Here is a 22,970-nt window from a genome sequence, read left to right on the forward strand (position 1 = left end):
AAGGTAGACGAATTGTCGAGTGAACAAAGAAAAAAGTTAATAATACTAATGATAAATATGTTTATAGCGGTAGGTAGTTTTGGTATTATAATTCCAATACTGCCCGCTTACCTCGTTTCAATTAATGAAGGAGGGAAAGCAGCGGGCTTAATGATAGCAATCTTTGCTGGTGCCCAACTAGCAATGTCTCCAATTGCGGGTAAGTGGGCGGATAAGTATGGCCGTCGTGTCATGATTATTGCGGGACTGAGTGGCTTGGCGTTATCGATGTTTGTATTTTACTTCTCCGACTCAATTACTGTCCTGTACGCGTCACGTGTCATTGGTGGTGTAGGGGCAGCGCTCTTAATCCCAGCGATATTCGCATATGTTGCTGATATTACATCCTTGGATCAGCGTGCAAAAGGGAATAGTTTAATATCGGCCTCGATGTCACTTGGAATTGTTATCGGTCCTGGTATAGGTGGATTCTTGGCAGATTTCGGCTTAAAGATGCCACTACTTGTCTCTGCGCTTGTTGGTCTAGTGGCTGTTATCTTTTCGGCAGTAATGTTGAAGGAAAGCAAGGGCACAGAAATTGAAGTGAACGAAGCAAAATCAGAATCGATGATCAAGGAAATTGGGCAAACGTTTAGTAAGCCTTATTTTATTCCATTACTTATTACATTGGTGATGAGTTTCGGATTAATGGCTTACGAGTCTGTACTTGGACTGTTTGTGGACTTCGAATTTGGTGCATCTCCTAAGGACATAGCTGTACTTGTAACATCGACTGGAATTATTAGTGTGATTATCCAATTGTTCGCTGTAGACCGTATCGTACGCCGATACGGAGAGGCTGCGGTATTAACTGTATTCCTAGGGGTTGCCGCGGGCGGATTTTTATTATCAATATTTGCATCTACCTATGTCATGTTTTTCGGCGTGACGATGATTATATTTCTTGCAACATCCATTCTAAGACCTGTTCTCATAACGTTAATCTCAAAATTAGCAGGCAAGGAGCAAGGATTTGCCATGGGCATGAACAATGCCTACATGAGTATAGGGAACGTTTTAGGTCCATTACTTGCCGGGGTATTGTTTGATATCCACATTATTTATCCGTTCGTTCTTGGATTGATTGTCCTAGTCTTGACGACAATTGGCTCGGCTCGATGGAAGACACCCAGAAAAGCATTATCTTAAATTAGCAGGCATTCCAGCTTTATTGGATGCCTGTTTTTTATATTGTTAAATATGGTATTTATGAGAGAATCACTATATACTTAGCTAGGTAAGTAAATGAAGGGGATGTAAAATTGAATCCACTATTTCATGAAATATTTCAAAAAACTCGATTTCTAAGCAAAGAATTAAATTTGGTTTTGAAGGAATATAATTTATTCGCATCTCAATGGACAGTTTTATACTGCGTTCACCAACATGGGAACATGACGTTAACGGAAGTGTGGAAGTATTTGAATGTAGAGGCGCCAACGATTACACGAACAGTGAATCGTTTGGTGACGTTAGGCTGGTTGACGATTGAAGAAGGGGTCGATCGGCGTGAACGAATTGTTAAGTTATCGAAAGAAGCAACCGCTGATTTCCCTCAAATTGAAGCGGCGATTATTCGCTATGAAAACCGATTCTTACAAAGGCTGACGGAAGCCGAACAATCGCAACTATTAAATTTGCTAAGGAAGATGGATTTGGAAGGGGAAGTGAGGATTATTGAATAAAGAACCCATATGGACAAAAGCTTTTACTAGTTTATTTATAACAAATTTTGCAGTATTTATAGTGTTTTATGGTCTTGTCACAACACTTCCGCTTTATGCTATTGGATTGTTAGGGCGGACAGATGAAGAAGCGGGTCTTTTGATGACAATCTTTTTACTATCCGCAATTATTGTAAGACCTTTTACAGGTAAAATATTGGATGTAACCGGAAAGCGAAAAATGTTATGGATTGGTCTCGTATTTTACTTAGTATGTACGATTCTTTATTACTTTGTTCAACCGTTTGGAGCGCTTTTAGTTTTACGTTTTGTACAAGGAATTGGGTTTAGTATTATCACAACGGCAGCGATTTCAATCGCGGCTGACGATGTTCCTATAGCACGACGGGGAGCGGGTATTGGCTATTTTAATATGTCACAAAACTTAGCGATAGTTCTTGGGCCAATGATTGCACTTTATATTATTCAGTCATATTCATTTGATATGTTGTTTTTCGTTATGAGTATAATAATGTTGGTAGGTGTACTTACTTCGGCTATGGCACCGACTGGAAATGTACCAGAGAAAAGTGCTGTGAAAAGTAAATTAAAACTAGGGGATTTGTTTGAAAAAGGGGCCATGCCAGTTGCGCTTCTAGGAAGTGTCATTGCATTTTCTTATGCGAGCGTGTTGTCTTACCTATCCATTTATGCGGAAGAAAAAGGTTTGCTGGTCTTTGCGAGTAGTTTCTTTCTCGTGTACGCTGTCGTCATGCTATTGACACGTCCACTCACAGGTAAAGCCTTTGATGAGAAGGGACCTGGATATGTAATCATTCCAGGATTACTATTTTTCATTTTAGGACTGGTTTTACTGGCATTTATGAATTCTGCCTGGATGTTTTTACTAGCTGGTGGGGTTGTTGGATTTGGGTACGGTGCGCTTGTTCCAAGTTTACAGACATTAACTGTTCAATCAACAACTCATGAAAGAAGTGGGTATGCGACAGCTACTTTTTTCACGTTTTTCGATATTGGTATCGCGACGGGTTCATATGCGCTAGGACTTGTTGCTGTTTACTATGGTTATCAAAATGTTTATTTACTTGCAGGGGGACTTTTATTTATCGTTCTCGTTGGCTATGTCTTTTTCGAACGAAAAGGAAAGAAGGAATCCACAGTAATTATGGAGTAATGACTTAAAAGTAGCAAGGATGCCCGATATATATGGGTATCCTTGCTATTTATTTATCAACATGCATAAGAAAGTGCTGTATTCATACGATTTTAATTGTGATAATTATAAAAATTTGCGGTTGCAGTTTAATGGCAAGTAGTTTAGGGTAGTTAACTATGAACTATCAAAATAGGGGTAGGTAAACAATGGATAAGAGTTTTTGGAAGAACCCGGTATTCTCAATTTCAGCAGCGGTGATCTTTATACTAGTTGTTTTTGGGGCAATGGCTCCTGTATGGTTTGGGAATGTAGCAGTAGAGTTATATGAATTTACGACAAGAGTTTTTGGTTGGTTTTATTTGTTAGCGGTATTTGTTATTGTTTTGTTCTTGACCGGACTCGCACTTAGTAAGTACGGAGCAATTCGAATTGGTGGAGACGGCGAACGTCCAGATTATCCATTTTTCACTTGGATAGGGATGTTATTTTCTGCCGGATTTGGTGTAGGACTCGTTTTCTGGGGCGTTGCGGAACCAATGAGCCATTATTTCACATCACCAATAGCTGGTGTTGAGGCGCAGACTGAAGAGGCGGCGCGTGTAGCAATGGGTTACTCGTTTTTCCATTGGGGTATTTCACAATGGGCGATATTTGCGATAGTTGGTCTAGTAATTGGATTTTTACAGTTCCGAAAGAAAAGGGACGGCCTTATTTCGACAGCTTTGGAACCACTAGTGGGTTCAAATAGTAAATTAAAAATTGGAATTGACTCACTTGCAGTTATTGCTACTGTGATGGGTGTTGCTACTTCACTTGGCTTAGGGATATTACAAATGAGTGGTGGATTAGAATCCGTATTCAATATTAAGAGCTCATTTGGAATACAGCTTATTATTGCAGCTATTGTATTTGTAGCTTATATGCTATCTGCGTCTACGGGACTAAATAAAGGTATCCGCTACTTGGGTAACTTTAACTTAGGTATGGCAATAACATTGTTAGTATTCATCTTTGCTGTTGGTCCAAAAGTATTTATTCTTGATGCTTTTACACTTGCATTGGGTGATTATATAACGAATTTTATTCAGTACAGTTTGAGATTACAACCTTATCAAGGTGGAACGTGGGTTCGAGATTGGACCATATTTTACTGGTCATGGACGATCGCATGGTCTCCTTTTGTTGGAGCATTTGTGGCTCGCGTTTCAAAAGGTAGAACGATTCGGGAGTTTATCGCAGGGGTTATGATAATTCCACCTGTATTTTCATGTATGTGGATTGCAACACTTGGTGGAACTGCTTTGTATAATGATTTGAAAGAGGGCACTAAAATTGCAGAAGCAGTAGACAATGATATTACATCTGCAATCTTTGCAACTTTTGAACACGTACCATTTTCTGGTCTAATAACAGCATTATCAATCTTACTAATTTTCACGTTTCTCATAACATCAGCAGACTCTGCTACGTATATCTTGGCGAGTATGACTACTAATGGAGGATTGTTTCCTCCGCTAATCATTAAAATGGTATGGGGCGTTCTGATGTCTGCCATTTCGGTGGTGCTATTGTATGCGGGTGGTTTGGAGGCTCTTCAGTCGGCTTCACTAGTTTCAGCCTTACCATTTACAGTGCTATTAATTTTGTTGATATTCTCCTTATCAAAATTACTGAAAAAGGAGCCAATTACGGTCCGCCCTTCGGATGTAAGACAGTTTGAGCGAGTAGAAAAAGAAGTGAAGAAAAAGACGAGAAATAAGAAAGCGAAAGATCAGGATAGAAATAGTTAATATAGAAATGCCAAGTCCTATTTATAGAACTTGGCATTTTAATTTTACTAGTTATAAATCCGTTTTAGTGCGTCTTTAAATTGAGGTCTTATATTGATTTGGGGACGAACTTCTTTTGCTTTTTGTTCGGCATCCTCTACAGATTTAGCGAGTTTTAGTTCGAGCAGTGTTGCGGCTGCGATTGTTCCGGCTCGCCCACGACCAGTATTGCAGTGGAAGTACACGTTTTTTCCGGAATGATAGGCATCGACTACTTCTTTAATGGCAGCTTTAATGGATTCGTCTTGATGTTCAGCTTCATCTACAATAGGGCGATGCAGACTTATGTCACTTGACAGTGGACCATTTACTTCCGCGCGTAAGTCACAAATAACATCTATCTTTTCGTTTTCAAGAAGATCGTCAATGTCATCGATACCACCTATAAATATTCGACCCGGAATTAGTGCTTCGTATTTTTTGTTCGTCATTGTTAATCACTCCATTCTAATAATCGTCAAGAAGAATAAACTGGTAATGATTATAAAAATAACTTGAACTATATAAGAGGCGTTCGGATGTATCTAATGCGCGTTACATGTGGTTTATGTCTCGTGTTCATTTCGGCATTTTGTCTCTTTCAATTGTGCTTACTATGACTCTAACGTATAACAGTGATAAGCTTAAGTAAATTGATTGAGAAATGAAAAGGGGGATTTTTATGTTAATTGATCTAATAAAGAGTTCTAAGTATACAGTGGTATATACGGGGGCTGGCATGTCAACTGAGAGTGGTCTCCCTGATTTTCGCTCAGCAAAAACCGGACTATGGAAAAATGAGAATCCAGAGCTTGTTGCGAGTACTGAAGCATTAAATCGAGATGTTGAAAAGTTTTTTCAGTTTTATCGTGAACGGGTACTTGGTATGAAGGATTGTAAACCTCATAACGGATATGATATTTTAGTGAACTGGGAAAAGTCAGGACTTATAAAAAGCATTATTACACAAAATGTTGATGGGTTTCATTCGGTAGCGGGTTCAGAAAATGTGATAGAATTACACGGGACTTTGCAAAAGGTTCATTGTCAATTATGTGAGAAAGAGTATAGCAACGAGATGTATGAAGAAGAAAGGTTCTATTGTGAATGTGGTGGGAAGTTACGACCCTCAGTTGTTTTATTTGGTGAGGGGCTACCGGAAGATTCATTTATGAAAGCAGTGGATGAAAGTAAAAAAGCGGATTTATTTATCGTTCTAGGATCCTCGCTAACGGTTACGCCTGCAAATCAATTTCCTATCCTTGCAAAGGAACAAGGAGCGAAACTGGTAATCGTTAATATGGAGCCGACGCAGCTTGATGAATACGCTGATATAGTCATTAATGATGTGAAGATTGGCGATCTATTAGCTGAACTTGAGTCACATTTACATTCTTAAACTAAAAAAAACCGTAGCACATAGTGTGTAACCCGTTCAGTTCACTGGTATAAAAGTTGAAAAACAAGCGAAATAACATCGAATTAAAACAATTAACAGCATCGCAATTAGCGATGCTGTTAATTGTTTTAAAAGGACATTTGTGGTGGTTACGGTATGATAGCAGTAGGATGGAAACAAATTTAATATTCAACGAATGGAGCAATGCGTTATATAAACTGTTGCTTTCCGTTCCGGCGTACGCTTTCCGGAGGGCGTGGCTTGAGTCGCTTCCTTCGCTACGCTCCGTCCAGGGTCTCAAGGCTCACGCTGATCCTCCCGGAGTCTACGCTTACACTCCAAGCAACGGAGTGTATTATATGAAAAAGCATCTTCATCAAACGGGCCGAGTTATCGAAGCATCAAGATAAAACTTAAATTTAATTAACTTGTTTATGAAGCGGTCAGAGAAGCAGTGTGCAATATATGTTCGAATGCTCCTCCAGTGACGGTCACGGGAACTTAATTTCTGTGTAACTACTTTAGGATTAGGGGGAACTATAAATGAGTAATTATAAAGAGTATGTGGATTTATTATCTAAAAATCATGACCAAGCAATTGAATTTTTACTTCAGAAATATGGACCTTCCAAGGATGATTATTTTAGAGAAAAGTCATATCAGAGATTTATGAATGGAGAAATAAAAAGTATCACAAAAGGAAATTTTACAAGGACCGGTGAGGGTTTATACTGTCATCATATAGACGAGAGGGAATATTTGAAGATATCAGACCAATTGTTTGTAAAAAAGTATAAATATCCGTTTGAAATTCAAAAGAAAGAAAGATTAGTTTACTGTGATCTGATAGAACATACTATTTTACACGTTTTGATTGCAGAAGAATCATCTCAAGAATTCGGTTATCCAGGATACGTTACATATTTAAAACCAGAAATTGAAGAATGGTATCTAGATAAAATAATACCTAACCCAGAGTGGATGAAAAACTGTTACCATAAGTCCTTTTTAATACCTGAAGAGGCGGTTAGTATATTAAAGAAGATGCAAAAAACATTAGGCGAGAGCTATTACAATACTCCATTTGATTATTATGAAGCAAAACAGATAGATATAGATAAAGAGATAGAAAAACAAAAAAATGGAATGAATGGAAGGCAGCAATGCTTATAGAAGATATGGAAAGGGCAGAGAAAAATAAAGAAAGAGATAAACAAATACAAAAGGAAAGAATTGAAAAGTTTTATTATACTTATCCAGAGTTCAATAGTCTTGGCATACTTTTTGATTCACCGAGACAAAAAGTTATAGCTTTGTTGTATGATCATAAGTATAAAGGTACTTATAAAAGTAAAAGTACTAGATTTAGCACTGAAGTCAATTATGAAAGACGAACTTTTAGAAGAGTTACACTTTGCTATTTCTAATTTGGATGGAGATAAAAGATAGTTTCGATTTATCAATTAAATGGTGTGTTTGTGGAGTAAGAACTCTTTTATGGACACTTATTTGATTGGAGTGCAAAGACGGCGACTCCGGGAGAATCAGCGGGACAGGTGAAGCAACCAACGGGAGCGAAGCGAACGGATTGGTCCACCGCTCTCCCGTCTGGAACGGAAATCAACGTGTGTGGTAATCTCCACTTGGGAGAGTTAATGGAATAGTAAAAGTAATAAATGATCTTATCGTTCTTTTATTTATTGGGGTAACGAAATGTATCATTGTGTTTTGACATAAAAATCACAGTGGTATTAACACATACATTTGCTGACCTACAATAGAAATTGTAATCCTGCCAATAGGCTTGACAATAGGGTCTTTAAAATAGGTGAGTTTCATTCACAAACGTTGATAGATAGGTAAAAGGAAAGAGCCCAATTCGCGAATTAGACTCTTTTTGTTGTATTTATTTAGTTTTTTTACCACTCAACTGAACGGTTTGAAATAGTATATCAACGGTTTTTTGTTTATTTGTTAAGAGTATAGAATCATGTGAAGGCCATCATTCGGTCGAGGGGGCTATTGGGTCTGATTATATTTGAGATATCTAATAGGGGAATTGGAAAATATGGGAAACCCCAGTAGCCGGGTGTGATATCATATATCTGAAAGTAAATGACGATTGAAGTATCGGCAATATAGAAGTCCTGTTCCTTATCGATTCCATTAAACCCATCCACTAGGTCAATACCCCAGTTTTTAATATCTTTTTGAATAATAGCTGAAAGTACTTTTACGTAATCGCTTCCTGGTTTGAACATCTCACTTAAGATATAAGACTTACCACTTGCTGTATCAAACGTAAGTGATTTAATGATTGTTGTTCCGTGAGCACCGCCGGTAAATGAGTAGACTATTAGGTTAAGGCTAAGTATTCCGCGTTGATTATTTTTGATTTCATAATAAGCTTGCATTTCAACAAGACTGGGATCATAATAACTTTGCTCAATTAGTATTTTGTTCAACAATGTAACAATAGTGTGATTTATTCTTGATTGTGCATTTTCATTTTTTAAGTTTAGAACAACAGGAAAGAAAATGTTTACATTAGGTGAGGCATGCGGTATATTTTTCGTTTTAATAGAAACGGGGAACTCCATAAATGACTTCCTTTCATTAAAAAGAGATATGTGATTATATGTTGCTTAGAGCTAATTAAGACTGAATCGATACATTAGGAGGGATATAAATGGTTACATTGACAGATATAAGAAATGCGAGAGAAAATATTAAGGGGTACGTACATAAGACACCTATACTGACATCGAGTTTACTGGATGAAGTTTCTGGAAATACAATTTTCTTGAAATCGGAACACTTACAAAAAACGGGTTCATTTAAAATCCGCGGAGCCACGAATAAAGTCCAAGAAGCAGTGAAAAACGGTGCTAAGTTTATTACAGCTGCTTCGTCTGGAAATCATGGACAGGCGGTTGCTTATATCGCAAATCAATTGGGTGTACCCTCAACGATTGTCGTTCCAGAAGATGCTAACATCGTAAAAGTCGCCGCAATTGAAGCGTACAACGGTAAAGTGGTGAAATGTGGAACGATGTCAGCTGAGCGTATACCAAGAGCAATCCAACTTGCTGATGAAAATGATGGTGTGTTTATACCGCCATATGATGATCCGTATATTATAGCGGGTCAAGGAACGCTTGGACTTGAAATACTTGAACAAGTGCCTAATGTTGATATTATTGTTGTGCCGGTTGGCGGCGGGGGATTATTAAGCGGCATACTTGCGGCTGTAAAACAGCTTAATCCAAATGTAAAGGTCATCGGGGTGGAGCCTGCTACGGCGAATGATACTCATTTGTCATTGCAAGCAGGCGCTATTACTTCAATACCACCGACGAAAACCATTGCGGATGGATTAAGAACGTCTCAACCAGGTGACCTTACATTCCCTATTGTGAAAAGATATCTTGATGATTTAGTACTTGTAACGGAAGAAGAAATTAAAGAAGCACTCGAGTTTCTATTGGAGCGAACGAAACAAATCGTTGAACCTTCAAGCGCGGTAACAATTGCGGCAATCTTGTCGGGGAAATTGAACGTAAAGGGGAAGAGAATTGTTGCTGTCTTGTCGGGTGGAAATGTTGATTTAAGACAACTGATTAATTTTCTTCCAGAAAGTAACTAAATATAGGTTGGATTTAAGATTTTTATTGATTGTCTTTTGTCGGAAGTTGTCGAATGACACATTTGGTATTCCGGTGTACTATTAATTAAAGGAATAATCTTTAAGGAGGTTTAATTATGTCGGAAAAACAAAAAAAGTATGAAGAACAATTGAAGGATTTCAATCCGGAAGTAAGCATGAAGAATATGGAGAACCATTATTCGGACAGAAAATTTTGGGATAAAGTGAAGAAATACGGGGAACAAATAGGTAAGAAAACAGTGTACTATAGCTTATTGCTTTTCTACGCTGCCAAGAGTCCTTCGGTACCAAAATCCTCAAAGATGATCATTATCGGCGCGCTGAGCTATCTAATATTCCCGGTGGACTTAATACCTGACTTTATTCCTGTTGTTGGTTTAGCAGACGATGCAGCGGTAATTGCAACTGCAGTATATAAAGTTGTGTCGCATCTAGATGACGGCATAAAGAGTAAGGCGAAACAAAAATTAAACAGCCTATTCAATGATACGTCGGATATTGAGCTGTGAAGATAAGAAAAGCTTTCGTAGAATTAGATTTCTTCTACGAAAGCTTTTTTTATTCAATAAAGGGATTGTAGAAACGGCCACCATTAACTAGCATAAATGCAATCATTAAACTAAAAATTAATAGCGATAACGCTAGCGCGATAAAATCTCTCGTTTTAAAAGAACGATAGCTATACCAGCTTCTTTTCTTGTGTTTACCAAACCCTCGCAACTCCATGATGTTACTAATTGTCTCGATTCGGTCAAGGCTAGATAAAATTAGAGGGAGTAAAATAGCACTTGCATTCTTAATCCGCTTTCCTAACTTCTCCTTATTAGACATATCAATGCCTCTTGCTTGCTGAGAACGGGCTATTGTTTTAAAATCCCGTTGGATATCGGGAATATACCGTAGTGCGATAGAGACAGAATAGGATAATCGGTAGCTAACTCCAAGTCGATTCAGTGAAGCCGCAAATTCGCTTGGGTGGGTAGTCACAATAAATAGTAGGGCGGGTGGGATTACAGCAATGTATTTTAATGTAATATTGAACTGATAAAATAATTGCTCCACTGTAATTGAATAACGGCCAATTGAACTTGTAAGTTGGTGTGAAGTCCCATAGATAAAAGTCCCATGATGAGGTGCAAATAAAAAAATCGCTATATTATTTAATAGTAAGAAAAATAATATGAAACCGAGAATGAAGCCGATCTCCCTTATTTTAACCTTTGATGCGACGAAAATTAGGATACTAGTTAATACAATGAAAAGAAGGACTCGTGTGTCATAGGTTAGCATTGCAGCGGCAGATAATAGCAAAAAACAAATTAACTTCGTCGCGCCATTCAACCTATGAATAACAGAATCGCGCTCAATATAACTCAATAGCTCATTGCTCATTAAAACGAACCTCCCGGTCGTGTTGGATGAACTTCTCAACGAACTTTACAGTATCAGTAATGTTCAGCGTTCTAGCCAAGTCATGTAATGAGGATTGTTTTAATTTCGCTTGTCTAATAATTTCCGGATTGGAAAGGATGCGTGCTGGTGAATCATCCGCAATGACTTTCCCTTCGCTTAAAACAATTGCACGATTCGTGTATTCAGTCATAATATGCATATCGTGCGTGATTAATATGATGGAAAAACCGCGATTTTGTAAACCTTCCAAAAAAGTCATAAGCTCTGTTGTATGTTTATAATCTTGCCCAGCGGTTGGTTCATCAAGTAGAAGAATTGAAGGTTCTAGTACTAGTATTGTCGCAATGGACAGCCGTTTTTTCTGACCGTAACTGAGTGCTGAGATAGGCCAATTTCTGAAAGGATATAGCCCGCAAATTTTCAGCGTTTCTTCAACGCGTTCTTTTATTTCTTTTTCATCGATATTTTTTTGGAGTAAACCGAGTGCTACTTCATCATAGATAAGTTGCTTTGAAAACATATGATTTGGATTTTGTAGGACGAATCCAACGCGTTGACCACGTTCTTTAATGGAATCAGTTGCACCGTCAACGCCATTAAATAGAATAGATCCAGTTGATAATTTTTCGAACCCACAAATGAGTTTACCTAAAGTTGATTTCCCTGTGCCATTTGCACCTACGATACTAATCATTTCTCCTTGATGAATTTTTATATTCACATTTAGAAGTGTAGGCGGTTTTTCTACATAGCTGAACGCTACTTCTCTTAGTTCTAGAATTGGCGTCCGCTCTTCCTTTTCTATATCTTCTAGTTGAATACTATTTGTCCACGTATCTATTTTCTCGGAAAAGTCTTGCGAATTTAATTGATTGACGTCTATTAAATTCATTGTGGAATTTAAGTCGCAATGTGCATACTTTAATGCTCGTATGTAGAGTGGCTCTCGAATTGAATGATCGGTGAGCAACGAACCAGCAAGTATTTCATTGGGCGTCGTATCTGCAATGATTTTACCCTCATCTACTAAAATAATCCGATCTACCGACTGCGAAAGGACATCTTCTAATCGATGTTCAACGATAATAATAGTCTTATTTTCCTTTTTATGAAGTTCATTGATTAGGGACATTGCGTCTAAACCAGAAGCGGGGTCAAGGTTTGCCAAAGGTTCATCGAATAGAACAACCCCGATATCGTTAACAAGAACACCGGCAAGCGCAACGCGTTGTTTTTGGCCCCCAGATAATTCGTAAATACGAGCGTTTAAAAAGGGGGACATATGTACAATATTGGCGGCATGTTTTACTTGTTTTTTCATTTCAGCTAATGGAACATTATTGTTTTCAAGGGCAAAAGCAATATCTTCTGCCACAGTGATTCCAATAAATTGTCCATCTGTGTCTTGCTGAACTGTTCCGACTTGAAGAGACATGGAGAATATGTCTTGATCTCTTGTTTCTTTTCCTTGGATTTTTAAACTTCCTGTAAGTTTACCTTCATAGGCAAAAGGGGCAAGCCCGTTCAATAGATGAACGAGCGTGCTTTTTCCAGAACCCGAAGGCCCGACAATGCAAATTTTTTCTCCCTGGTAAATAGTTAAATTAATGTCTTTTAATGTAGGTTCGGCTTGACTATTATATTGAAAATTAACATTTTTAAATTCAATAATTGGATTCTTCATATAATACCCATCCTTTTCAATCTTCGTAGCTTAGGCTGCCTTTTTTTGTTCTAGTTTTGGCATAGGCCAATAACAGGAATGTTCCGAGTACACCAACGGTTGCGATGTTTAGCAGTCCCGCGACAATTCCTTGTGTAAACACCTTATTTGCAGGTTCTGCATAAATAAGGATATCTAGTAGGGGGGCGATAAGGAACCAAGCAATTGCTTGAACCCCAGCTTGTACGACGTTGAAAATAACTATTTTCTTCACGCCGAATTCACCATTTTGGACATTGAATTTACTATGGAACGCGCCAATACCTAAGCCGACAACCGCAGAGGAGATAATCCAACTCCACCAAGGGGTTCCGTATGAAATGACATCTTGTAAGGTATGACCGATTAAACCGATGAAAAGTCCTGCGATAGGGCCGAATATCGATGCGATAAGCGCTAGGAATGCATAGTTAGTTTGGAATGATGTATTTGGAATTCCGGTTGGTATTGCGGCAAACCGCCCTAAAATAACGAATAGGGCAGTACCAATCCCAATTGCCACAATAGTTCTTGTTGAAAAAATTGATTTGTTCATTTGCCAACACTCCCATTAACCTAATTTTTATTGAATAATTCTATTATTCATAAGTAATGCGTGGTGCTTTCCGAATGATGACTTCCCAGTTTGTTCCCGTACCGATTCGATAAGCATCAGCAAAGGATCCTTGGTTAATGGCAATCCCAATGTTGTCAAGAGAATTCACATAGACGAGGGGTTCCCCGATATGTAAATCTGCAAATGAGCGACCGTATGTCATAATATTGTTGTAAATTGTTCTACCGTCAGTCGAGATGGTAACTTCGAAGGAATCACCAAACTGTTTCGCGATTTCTCTAAATTGGACACGGCTAATATTGGTCCAAAGGTTTCCGAATGGTCTATCAATAATGTCGACATTTCCCGTAATGACTTCGTCTAAAATCACGGAATTTTTTAATGGTAGTCCGATAATTTCAGTTGGTTCGAACAGGGGGCCAATATCTTCAAACTGAATCACACCAGAAGCGAGTCGTGCACCTGTATATGCAAAAATATCGCGACCGTGGAAAGTATGAGACTCACCAGAATTCGGAAGTCGGTTGATAGATTCATCAATTTCTCTGACCTCGACAATTCCATCGAATTGCTTAACGTGTGTTAATGTCCCATTATCTGGTGTAATAATATAGTGATTATTTTTAGTTTTCGCCACAACAGCGCGTCGGTCCGAACCTACACCTGGATCTACAATTGATACGAATACTGTCTCGCTCGGCCAGTAACCGATTGCCTGGAGCAGACGGTAGGATGCTTCCCATATATTGTATTGGGGAATTTGATGTGTAATTTCGAAAATAGGGATCCCATTTTGAACCGAGTTTGCTACTCCGTGCATTGCGCTTACAGCACCGTCACTATTACCGAAATCTGATTGGAAAACTAATAAACCTTTTGTCATTACAAACCCACTCCTAATTTTATTTACTTAAAAAACGGCTGAACAGTCATGCAGAAAAAATGGGTACAAAAAAATCCCGCCCGAATCAATCAATTATCGATTGAAAAGGACGAGATTATCTCTCGTGTTACCACCTTTATTCGTTACTTATTTAAGTAAGTAACCTCAGCAAGTACAGAATTCTATCATGATGAATTCTAGACTGTGATTTTGATAACGGGAACCAACTCCCGCTGACATCTACTAATGTAAATAATTTACACGTTCAACTCAGAGCTCAGAGGCCATTGTTCAAATGAAAGGTTTTTTGCTTCTTTTCAGCTACCGAAGCTTTCTGTTAAAAAACCGAACATTTTACTTTTCTCTTCAACGCTTTTAAGTATTGATTATTAAGTTACACGAATAGAAAGACATTGTCAAATGTTTTTAAAAATTAATTAAATTAGCTTTGTTCTTGGATTACATTAATGCGATTTAAAAGAGTTTCACGATTACTACTCGTGAAACTCTTTTAAATTTATTCTTCATCTATATCATTATTCTTCTTTCGAAACTTACTTGCAAACTCATAGACCAGCGGTACGATGAGATTTTTTCGGGAGATTGAGTTGCTAAGGCAAAAGATAACGGACGAAAATTAGTTAGTTAGTTAGTTAGTTTGGATGTCATCGAACAGGAGCTTTCTAGAAAGGAATATCGCAAGCCTGTCATTTTGGGAATGGTGGCTAATTTAATAAATAATGAAGTGGTGGGTAAGTTAGTAATAAAATTAAATAAATTATGTATTGATTGGTACGGTGCGATTCTTCGCTTTTTAACACGAATCGTGGTAATATTTAGGTTCAGAAAAGAAGAGGACGTGAAAGTGAATTGATTAAAATTACAGTGCCAAAACCCGATTTAACAATCGTTCAACGGAAACAAGAAGAAAATACTGATGCGCCGGTTATTAAGCCGGTTTACGGATTCATTGATATCCACGAGATTCCAAGAGATAAAGGTGGTATCATTTTATTTTATAATAATAAAGATGAGCTCCTTTTTGTCGGCAAGGCACGCAAACTTCGCCAACGTGTAAATAAGCATTTTGATGACAAAGTATCACCACTAAAAGATCACCGAAAAGAAGTTACAAAAATTTCGATTATTGTTATTGAAGAGCCAATGGACCGTGAAATTTTGGAAACGTATATTATTAACACACAGTATGCGAAGTACAACACTGATAAAGTATTTTATAAATAAACCTGAAAAAGCTGACTGCCTTGTGCAATCAGCTTTTTTCTACTACATATGAAAAAGGTGACAGCATGGACGCACGTTTACAAAGTATTGTCGAGAAGTGTAAAAAGAAATTTGGACTATCAGCGTATGAACTAGAGTCGCATTCAATTCATAAAGAACGAAATAATAAGGGGGAAGCGTATTATAAATTCAATATGGAGTTTTTCCCGAACGTATTGACTGAACAAATTGAAGAAGATGTAAATCCCGATGGTACAGCAGTCATTGAATATAACTTGCAACAAGATCTAGTAGAGACTGTTATATTCGTTAACGGAAAAACATACTCAACAAAGACACACTTTACTGAGAAAACAGCTGAAGAAATTGCGGCTTGGGTTGAAATAGAGACTGGATTAACATATCAAACAGATTTCAAGTTGTCCGAGGTTTTAGAGGGTGGCTATCAATTTAAATCAGATATAGATGGGATTGACATTACGCCGTCGGGAATGATTGAAGTTGAATTCGATGAATCGGGTAAACTGACATCTTATAATTTATTCGATACGATTCCGACCGAGGCGGAGATTGTGAAGTCTGAATTTACATTGACACTCGAAGAAATTGAACCCCTAGTCAAGAAACAACTTCAACTTGTGAATTTTCCAATTGAAGCTGAAAGTCGATTCGCTCCTGTTTATGCGATGGAAGAAGTATATGTTCCTATGGATGGGTCTCGTTGGATCACATATTTTGAACATGAACGATCCGAAGTGAAAGTCGATGAAGTCTTGAAATGGGATGTGCCGCTCATAGGCGAACCTACCCGTGATCAACCTGATTTCGTTTCCGAAGCATCAGCTGAGGAGGCGTTTGGAAACGTTGGCGTTTTAGAAAAACTATTTGTTACCGATGAACAGATAGAGCAGTGTAAAGTTATTGTGCGTGATGTTTTACGTATGGTACTCCCAAAAGAGTCAGGCATGTGGAAACTTGCTACTTTGCAGCGGCACGAAAACTTTATCGAAGCTGTTTGTCAGTTGAATGAAGAGAACTCATCATTCTTCAACCGAAAGTTTGTCGTCCTTATTAATCCCCAATCTATGGCTGTCGTAAATTATTTAGATAACGGACAAATGTTTGAGATATTTGATACATTCGCGCCAGCCGAAAAAGCTGTCGTCTCACATGAAGATGCATTTGAGAAGTTGCTGTCTTACATTTCACTGGATCCCGTTTATGTGTTTGACAAGGTTACGGGGAAATACATCCTCTGTGGGTTACTTGATGCTGCAGAAGGTATTGACGCGATAACGGGAGAAGTCGTTTCCCTAGAAGATTATTAATAAAACTAGCAACTACAGAACGTATTGTGGTTGCTAGTTTTTTATAATGGTGGTTTGTAAAATCAGGTGTAAAGTGAGAAGAGATTCATTTATTACACTTTGTCCTGTAAACTAGTAAGAAAGAGAAATTAAGGGGGAAATTAACTTGAAGTTTTTCCATACGGCGGATTGGCATTTAGGTAAGCTTGTCCAAGGCGTTTATATGACAGAAGATCAACGCTATATTCTCGACCAATTCATTGAGGCGATTGAAGTAGAGAAACCAGATGCAGTCATTATTGCAGGTGATTTGTATGACCGAGCAGTTCCACCAACGGACGCTGTCGCGTTACTAGATGAGGTTCTGGAAAAGATTGTTGTAGAACTCGGGATACCAGTTCTTGCAGTAGGAGGAAATCACGATAGCCCTGGTCGTCTGCATTTTGGGAGTAGACTGATGCGCGAAAACGGCTATTATATCGTAGGTCAAATGACAAAAGATATGGAACCAGTCGTTTTGAAGGATGAATTTGGAGATGTGCATTTCCATCTTGTTCCGTTTGTAGATCCTTCCGTTGTGAAACATCTTTACGAAGATGAAATGATTAGTAACCACCAAGATGCAATGAGAAAGGTAGTCGATGTAATCCAAGAGAAAATGGTTGAAGATGCTAGACATGTGTTTGTAGGACACGCTTTTGTAACGCCACACGGTGAGACTGAAGAGAACACGAGTGATTCTGAGCGCCCAATAGCTATTGGAGGAGCTGAATATGTCTCTGCCCATCTGTTTGAACCTTTTCATTATACAGCGCTCGGACATTTGCATCAGGGCCACAATGTATTGAACGAAACAATACGATATTCAGGATCCCCCCTTAAATATTCAATTTCAGAAGAACACCATAATAAAGGATATTTCATTGTGGAGTTGGACGGGGAAGGCCATGTAACTTATGAGAAGCGCGACTTAATTCCCAAAAAAGACATGCGCACAGTTAAAGGGACAATTGAAGAAATCCAAAAACATCAGGTAAGTGAAGATTACGTTTTTGTGAAATTACTCGATGAGACGCCTGTGTTATTTCCAATGGAAAAAGTGAGATCAGTTTATCCGAATGCGATGCATGTTGAACGAAAAATGTATATGCCGACTAAAAGTGTTGGAAACGAAGAGCGAACGGAGCCAGGCAAGCAAGACGATATTACGCTTTTTAACTCATTTTATGAAGAGATGAAAGGCGAAACGGCAGATGAGGAAACAAAAGCATTATTTGCGGAAGTACTTCATGAGGTTATGAACAGGGAGGAGGAAAAACTTTGAAGCCAGTTACACTAAAAATGACAGGATTTGGACCGTATAAAGAAACAGAAATCGTTGACTTTAGAGAGCTTAAGGACAACCGGCTATTTGTTATTTCCGGTGCAACGGGCTCTGGGAAAACGACAATATTTGACGGGATTTGTTTCGCGCTTTATGGACAGGCGAGCGGAGAAGATAGGACTGACATACGAGCGATGCGCAGTGATTTTGCGGATAATGAAACGCAAACCGCTGTCGAACTAATTTTTGAAATACATAACAAAACATACCGAGTGATGCGGCAGATCCCATATATAAAAGCAGGTAATAAAAATGAAACAGCGGCTCGATGTGAGCTATATGAACAAACTGAAAACGGGGAAGTTCCAATCGTTGATAGACAAATTGTGTCTGAGATTAATACAAAAGTGGAAGATTTAATTGGTTTTACGCAAGCTCAATTCAGTCAAATTGTAATGTTGCCACAAGGTGAATTTCGAAAGTTTTTAACATCTGATACGGAAAATAAAGAGACGATTATGCGGAAAATATTTAAAACTGAACCTTATCGTGAAATCGTGGATCGATTGAAAGTGAAAAAAGATGAGGCTCAGGCAGCATTACTAAATGAAAAACAGCAAAGTAATGGACTGACAAAGCAGATTTCCTCATTATTACCTGAACGAGACTCAACGATATTTTCGGTTCTTGCAAATGAAAATTACAACGTCAATCAAGTTGTTGAGGGGTTAGAAGAGGAACTCCTTTTTTATAACAAGAAGACAATCGACGAGAAGAGTAAGTACGAGAAAGCTTATAAACGCCATGAAGAGATGTTTTCCAATTATCACGCCGCAAAAGGTGTAAATGAACGGTTTATTGAACTTGATCAGAGAAGGGCAACTATTGCGGAGCTTTCAAAACAGATTCCATTTATGGAAAAAGAGTCGAAACGTCTCGGTGATGCAGAGCGGGCTGTTTCCATTGAACAAATTGAATTACAGTTTGTTGAATTGAAGCAAGAGGTTGCAGCTAAGGCAGCGCATCTAGAAAAAACAGCAAAAACCGTTCAAGTTGAAACGAAAAATCTAGAGGAAATTGAAATTCAATATAAAGTTGAGGAAGAAAAACAACCAGAACGTGAAAAACTAACGGAAAGTTTAATCCGCTTAACCGACTCTCTTCCATTAGTCTCGGAATTGGCGTCTAAAAAAGAAGCTTTGGCAATCATAAGTAATGAATTAAACTCACTACAAATAAAATTGAACGAAACAGTTGTGAAATCTACTATTGAAACAGAAAAGGTAACATCATTGAAAGTAGAAATTGATGAGTTGGAAAAGAGACTCACTTTATTTGATGAACAAGTTGAACTCCTGACAACGACAATCGATAAAAGTCGAGTTGTTGATGAGTTTGTTTTGTTGAAAACACAAACAGCTGCATTTGAACAAGAGAAAATAAAACATGAAACTATTTATCTACATGATAAAAACGTATACGAAAAATTGGCTGCAGATTGGCTTGCTAACGAAGCGGCTACATTAGCTGAATCGCTTCATGATGGTGATTCATGTCCAGTGTGTGGTAGTGTTGATCATCCTAAGAAAGCTCACCGCGGCAATGTTGAAGTGACGAAAGACGAACTTGAATTATCAAACAAAGCACTTTCGGAAGTAGAGGGTGAGTACCGAACTGCAGTTGCGAACTATCAAAGCGCTCTTAATCAGTTGGAAGGTAAGCAGGTAGATCTTGCTACACTTGAAGTTGATGTTGAAAATGTAGAGGTAGAAAGTAGTAAATTGCACGCTATGAAACAGACTATGGAAGAAGAAGTTACCGAACTTCGTAAATCCAGAAAAAAACTTACTGAATTAAGGGAAAGCCTAAATTTACAAACTAAAATTGCGGATGAATTAAATCAGGAGAAATTGAAATTAGAACGGGATGTACTCGAACGTAGTGCATCACTTAAAACGAGTCAGGCCATTTTTGACCACACGTTACAATCAATTCCGGAAGATGTGCGTGACCTTAAAGTGTTAGAACAACGAATTGCTGAACTAAATACGAAGAAAACGAATTTAGATCACGCCAGGAAAACTGTACAAAAACTTCGGGAAGATGGAAGGGAACGTGTAACTACAAGTAGATCAGCTGAAATCCATGCAAAAACCTCGCTTGTTGAGGCGGAAGAAAAGAAAGCGGCAACTGAGGTCAGGTTTTTTAATGAACTAAAGAACTCTGAATTTGCGTCAGAAGAGGCCTACCAAGAAGCGAAAATGGACGTGAACTCACGTAATTCGTTGAAAGCTACTATTGAAAACTTTAAACAGCAATTTTATTCGATAAGGGAGGCTGTTAAAGAACTTGCAGTGTTGCTTGAGGGGAAAGAAAAAGTCGATATAAGCGGTCTGGATAATGCATTGGTTGAATTGAAAACAGCTTATGAATCGGCACTAAAAGATTATAACAGCTCGGTAGAATATGAGAAAACAGCAGCAAGGTTGAAAGAAAAATTACTAGAGTCTTCGACGAGAGAAACAAAACTTGAGAAAGAATTTGGTAAGGTGACTGATCTTTACGATATTGTAAGGGGTCATAATGGATTGAGGTTATCATTTGAACGTTATATTCAAATTGAATACCTGGAGCAAATTATTCACTCTGCAAATGAGAGACTTCGTGATATGTCCAACGGTCAGTATGAACTAATTCGAAGTGATCGGCAAGAAGTACGTGGTCGGCAAAGTGGATTGGGGCTAGCTGTGTATGACTCTTATACCGGACAAACACGAGATGTGAAAACCTTATCTGGCGGAGAAAAATTTAATACATCTCTTTGCTTAGCGCTCGGAATGGCTGATGTTATTCAAAGTTTCCAAGGAGCCGTTTCGATTGATACAATGTTTATAGATGAAGGTTTCGGATCACTCGACGAAGAGTCATTAAATAAAGCGATTGATACGCTAATCGATTTACAGAAATCAGGACGTATGATTGGTGTCATTTCACATGTTGAGGAGCTAAAGGCCGCCTTCCCAGCAATTCTAGATGTGAAAAAGTCTCGCGAAGGGCATAGCCACACTGAATTCTTGATAAAGTAATAGATAACCTGAATAGCCGTTTGCATGATCATTGTGCAAACGGTTTTTTGTGATGGTAGAATAATTCAGCTTGTCTTCAAAACACCTTAGTGTTGGTATAAACTGGATGGAATGGGAACTGTTTTATCACTGTAATATATTGCATTTCGCTAGTGTTTGTCGTATATTAATTACAGCGATATATCGCGCATATAAAACAACAAGTGATTCACACATCTTAGGGGGAACTGGAAAAATGAAAACTAAATTACCAATCTCAGCATATCTTATTATTGGCGTCATGTTATTCGCATTATTTTTTGGGGCAGGTAATTTAATTTTCCCAGCACAGCTTGGGCAGGATGCTGGAACAAACTTTTGGCCAGCGATTATCGGATTTTTGATCACGGGCGTAGGATTACCGTTTCTTGGTATTTTAGCAATGGGATTCTCGGGAAGTCGAAACTTACAAGAACTTGCAAGTCGAATTCATCCAATTTATGCAGTGATATTCACATCGCTTCTTTATTTAACAATAGGACCATTCTTCGCGGCTCCACGTACCGGTGCGGTAGCATTTGATGTTGGTATTGCCCCGTTTATCGGAGAAGCTTATATGCAGATTGGCTTGATAATTTTTACACTCGTATTTTTCTCAATTACCTTGTGGCTATCGTTAAATCCAACTAAAATTGTCGACCGTGTTGGTAAAATACTATCGCCATCAATTATCATATTACTTCTCGTCTTGCTTGCCATGGTAATCGTCAAGCCGATGGGGGCAATTGGAACTCCACAAGAAGCATATGCAAGTGGAGCTTTCATGAAGGGATTTACAGAAGGGTATAATACGATGGATGCACTTGCTTCACTTGTATTCGGGATTATCATTATTAACATTATCCGGTCAATGGGTGTAACGGATAAGCGCGGTATTTTAGCGGCGACCGCAAAATCGGGTGCTATCGCAACTGCATTCCTTGCTATCCTTTATGTGGGAATTGCCTACCTTGGCGCTACGAGCACATCAGTGTTGGGGTTTCTTGATACTGGGGGGGCTGTACTTAGCGGTGCGTCGACTCATTACTTAGGATCATTTGGATTAGTCATGCTATCTGTTATTATAATACTTGCGTGTCTAACAACAGCAATTGGCTTAATGATTGCTTGTGGAGAGTACTTCCATACGCTTATGCCCAAAGTAAGCTACAAAGTTTTTGTTGCAATTTTTACGACTTTTTGTTTTGTTGTTGCGAACTTTGGCTTGTCGAATATCATTACATACTCAATTCCGGTATTGATGTTCCTTTATCCGTTAGCGGTGGTGTTGATGTTATTAACTTTCCTTTCTCCGTTATTCAATCATTCACGGATAGTGTACGTATCCGCAACTGTGGTTGCGTTAATGGTGAGTACGATTGACGGATTGAAAACACTCTGCGACTTATTAGAAATTGAGTATTTCCTAGGGTTAGCGCCAATCATTTCTTTATATGAACGTGCATTGCCATTTTATACTGAAGGACTGGGTTGGTTGCTACCAGTTCTGGCGGTCATCCTTATTACTGGCTTAATAGCTCGTGTAACGCAAAGTACATCTTCGGTTAAAGTTGAGGCTTAGTATAAAAAGGAATCTGACCTTCACTACCATTAATTAGGGGTAAAGGTTTTTTAAATCTAGTAAACTGTCTATTTAATTA

20 protein-coding genes and 1 other annotated feature are annotated in these 22,970 nt (G+C 38.4%); of the genes, 14 read left to right on the forward strand and 6 right to left on the reverse strand.

Features of this window, described 5'->3' with window-relative positions:
• The first annotated feature begins 12 nt into the window (after positions 1–12).
• The 4 genes from KSU66_RS14295 (at position 13) to KSU66_RS14310 (ending at position 4,670) form a co-directional block, all read left to right on the forward strand.
• Positions 13–1,188: an MFS transporter gene (locus KSU66_RS14295; protein WP_269052144.1), complete on the forward strand. Its 1,176-nt coding sequence runs from the start codon at positions 13–15 to the stop codon at positions 1,186–1,188.
• 179 nt (positions 1,189–1,367) lie between these two features.
• The gene (locus tag KSU66_RS14300; RefSeq protein ID WP_269052224.1) at positions 1,368–1,724 is read left to right on the forward strand and encodes a MarR family transcriptional regulator; all 357 of its coding nucleotides are present in this window, start codon (positions 1,368–1,370) and stop codon (positions 1,722–1,724) included.
• Complete coding sequence (locus tag KSU66_RS14305) at positions 1,717–2,898, forward strand: MFS transporter (protein WP_269052145.1); 1,182 nt, start codon at positions 1,717–1,719, stop codon at positions 2,896–2,898. Before KSU66_RS14300 ends, KSU66_RS14305 begins: the two co-directional genes overlap by 8 nt.
• A gap of 188 nt (positions 2,899–3,086) precedes the next feature.
• Complete coding sequence (locus KSU66_RS14310) at positions 3,087–4,670, forward strand: BCCT family transporter (RefSeq protein ID WP_269052146.1); 1,584 nt, start codon at positions 3,087–3,089, stop codon at positions 4,668–4,670.
• 47 nt (positions 4,671–4,717) lie between these two features.
• Here KSU66_RS14310 and KSU66_RS14315 read toward each other — a convergent pair whose 3' ends face one another.
• On the reverse strand, positions 4,718–5,140 hold the full coding sequence (locus KSU66_RS14315) for a protein-tyrosine phosphatase family protein (protein WP_269052147.1): 423 nt from the start codon (positions 5,138–5,140) through the stop codon (positions 4,718–4,720).
• Between the two features lie 230 nt (positions 5,141–5,370).
• Between KSU66_RS14315 and KSU66_RS14320 the strand changes: the two genes are divergently transcribed.
• Positions 5,371–6,087, forward strand: coding sequence for an NAD-dependent deacylase (locus tag KSU66_RS14320; RefSeq protein WP_269052148.1), 717 nt, complete (start codon positions 5,371–5,373; stop codon positions 6,085–6,087).
• Positions 6,088–6,630: 543 nt separating this feature from the next.
• Positions 6,631–7,260 carry a hypothetical protein gene (locus tag KSU66_RS14325; protein ID WP_269052149.1) on the forward strand — a complete coding sequence of 210 codons (630 nt, stop codon included), beginning with the start codon at positions 6,631–6,633 and terminating at the stop codon, positions 7,258–7,260.
• Positions 7,261–8,075: 815 nt separating this feature from the next.
• Here KSU66_RS14325 and KSU66_RS14330 read toward each other — a convergent pair.
• On the reverse strand, positions 8,076–8,687 hold the full coding sequence (locus KSU66_RS14330) for a DUF3298 and DUF4163 domain-containing protein (protein ID WP_269052150.1): 612 nt from the start codon (positions 8,685–8,687) through the stop codon (positions 8,076–8,078).
• Between the two features lie 89 nt (positions 8,688–8,776).
• Between KSU66_RS14330 and KSU66_RS14335 the strand changes: the two genes are divergently transcribed.
• Both KSU66_RS14335 and KSU66_RS14340 read left to right on the forward strand, forming a co-directional pair.
• Positions 8,777–9,733, forward strand: coding sequence for a threonine/serine dehydratase (locus KSU66_RS14335; RefSeq protein ID WP_269052151.1), 957 nt, complete (start codon positions 8,777–8,779; stop codon positions 9,731–9,733).
• A gap of 116 nt (positions 9,734–9,849) precedes the next feature.
• Positions 9,850–10,263: a YkvA family protein gene (locus KSU66_RS14340; RefSeq protein ID WP_269052152.1), complete on the forward strand. Its 414-nt coding sequence runs from the start codon at positions 9,850–9,852 to the stop codon at positions 10,261–10,263.
• 49 nt (positions 10,264–10,312) lie between these two features.
• On the opposite strand, the gene KSU66_RS14345 is transcribed toward KSU66_RS14340, so the two are convergent.
• The 4 genes from KSU66_RS14345 to KSU66_RS14360 are packed head-to-tail and all read right to left on the reverse strand — an operon-like array spanning position 10,313 to position 14,329.
• A complete protein-coding gene (locus tag KSU66_RS14345) occupies positions 10,313–11,146 on the reverse strand; it encodes an energy-coupling factor transporter transmembrane component T family protein (RefSeq protein WP_269052153.1) in 834 nt (277 codons plus the stop codon).
• Positions 11,136–12,851: an ABC transporter ATP-binding protein gene (locus tag KSU66_RS14350; protein WP_269052154.1), complete on the reverse strand. Its 1,716-nt coding sequence runs from the start codon at positions 12,849–12,851 to the stop codon at positions 11,136–11,138. The genes KSU66_RS14345 and KSU66_RS14350 overlap by 11 nt, the downstream gene beginning before the upstream one ends.
• 16 nt (positions 12,852–12,867) lie before the next feature.
• Positions 12,868–13,425: an ECF-type riboflavin transporter substrate-binding protein gene (locus KSU66_RS14355; protein WP_269052155.1), complete on the reverse strand. Its 558-nt coding sequence runs from the start codon at positions 13,423–13,425 to the stop codon at positions 12,868–12,870.
• A gap of 43 nt (positions 13,426–13,468) precedes the next feature.
• Positions 13,469–14,329: an SAM hydrolase/SAM-dependent halogenase family protein gene (locus tag KSU66_RS14360; RefSeq protein WP_269052156.1), complete on the reverse strand. Its 861-nt coding sequence runs from the start codon at positions 14,327–14,329 to the stop codon at positions 13,469–13,471.
• A gap of 102 nt (positions 14,330–14,431) precedes the next feature.
• Positions 14,432–14,708, reverse strand: a binding site (T-box leader).
• A 279-nt stretch (positions 14,709–14,987) separates the two neighbouring features.
• On the opposite strand from KSU66_RS14360, the gene KSU66_RS14365 reads away from it, so the two are divergent.
• From KSU66_RS14365 to brnQ, 6 genes are all read left to right on the forward strand, one after another.
• Positions 14,988–15,203, forward strand: coding sequence for a hypothetical protein (locus KSU66_RS14365; protein WP_269052157.1), 216 nt, complete (start codon positions 14,988–14,990; stop codon positions 15,201–15,203).
• Positions 15,200–15,574 (forward strand): nucleotide excision repair endonuclease, encoded by a 375-nt coding sequence (locus KSU66_RS14370; RefSeq protein WP_269052158.1) that lies wholly within the window; start codon positions 15,200–15,202, stop codon positions 15,572–15,574. The genes KSU66_RS14365 and KSU66_RS14370 overlap by 4 nt, the downstream gene beginning before the upstream one ends.
• A gap of 65 nt (positions 15,575–15,639) precedes the next feature.
• Positions 15,640–16,902: a hypothetical protein gene (locus tag KSU66_RS14375; protein WP_269052159.1), complete on the forward strand. Its 1,263-nt coding sequence runs from the start codon at positions 15,640–15,642 to the stop codon at positions 16,900–16,902.
• Between the two features lie 145 nt (positions 16,903–17,047).
• Positions 17,048–18,205, forward strand: coding sequence for an exonuclease SbcCD subunit D (locus KSU66_RS14380; RefSeq protein ID WP_269052160.1), 1,158 nt, complete (start codon positions 17,048–17,050; stop codon positions 18,203–18,205).
• Entirely contained in the window at positions 18,202–21,291 is a 3,090-nt protein-coding gene (locus KSU66_RS14385; protein WP_269052161.1) for an AAA family ATPase, read from the forward strand. Before KSU66_RS14380 ends, KSU66_RS14385 begins: the two co-directional genes overlap by 4 nt.
• 235 nt (positions 21,292–21,526) lie before the next feature.
• On the forward strand, positions 21,527–22,891 hold the full coding sequence (gene brnQ, locus KSU66_RS14390; protein WP_269052162.1) for a branched-chain amino acid transport system II carrier protein: 1,365 nt from the start codon (positions 21,527–21,529) through the stop codon (positions 22,889–22,891).
• Positions 22,892–22,970 lie beyond the last annotated feature (79 nt).

Source organism: Sporosarcina sp. G11-34 (genome assembly GCF_026931025.1).

Excerpts from the sequence above, each read along its gene's own strand:
- KSU66_RS14310 (WP_269052146.1), top strand. The coding sequence starts at position 3,087 with ATGGATAAGAGTTTTTGGAAGAACCCGGTATTCTCAATTTCAGCAGCG.
- KSU66_RS14315 (WP_269052147.1), bottom strand. The coding sequence starts at position 5,140 with ATGACGAACAAAAAATACGAAGCACTAATTCCGGGTCGAATATTTATA.
- KSU66_RS14330 (WP_269052150.1), bottom strand. The coding sequence starts at position 8,687 with ATGGAGTTCCCCGTTTCTATTAAAACGAAAAATATACCGCATGCCTCA.
- KSU66_RS14325 (WP_269052149.1), top strand. The coding sequence starts at position 6,631 with ATGAGTAATTATAAAGAGTATGTGGATTTATTATCTAAAAATCATGAC.
- KSU66_RS14350 (WP_269052154.1), bottom strand. The coding sequence starts at position 12,851 with ATGAAGAATCCAATTATTGAATTTAAAAATGTTAATTTTCAATATAAT.
- KSU66_RS14345 (WP_269052153.1), bottom strand. The coding sequence starts at position 11,146 with ATGAGCAATGAGCTATTGAGTTATATTGAGCGCGATTCTGTTATTCAT.
- KSU66_RS14340 (WP_269052152.1), top strand. The coding sequence starts at position 9,850 with ATGTCGGAAAAACAAAAAAAGTATGAAGAACAATTGAAGGATTTCAAT.
- KSU66_RS14335 (WP_269052151.1), top strand. The coding sequence starts at position 8,777 with ATGGTTACATTGACAGATATAAGAAATGCGAGAGAAAATATTAAGGGG.
- KSU66_RS14360 (WP_269052156.1), bottom strand. The coding sequence starts at position 14,329 with ATGACAAAAGGTTTATTAGTTTTCCAATCAGATTTCGGTAATAGTGAC.
- KSU66_RS14355 (WP_269052155.1), bottom strand. The coding sequence starts at position 13,425 with ATGAACAAATCAATTTTTTCAACAAGAACTATTGTGGCAATTGGGATT.
- KSU66_RS14375 (WP_269052159.1), top strand. The coding sequence starts at position 15,640 with ATGGACGCACGTTTACAAAGTATTGTCGAGAAGTGTAAAAAGAAATTT.
- brnQ (WP_269052162.1), top strand. The coding sequence starts at position 21,527 with ATGAAAACTAAATTACCAATCTCAGCATATCTTATTATTGGCGTCATG.
- KSU66_RS14320 (WP_269052148.1), top strand. The coding sequence starts at position 5,371 with ATGTTAATTGATCTAATAAAGAGTTCTAAGTATACAGTGGTATATACG.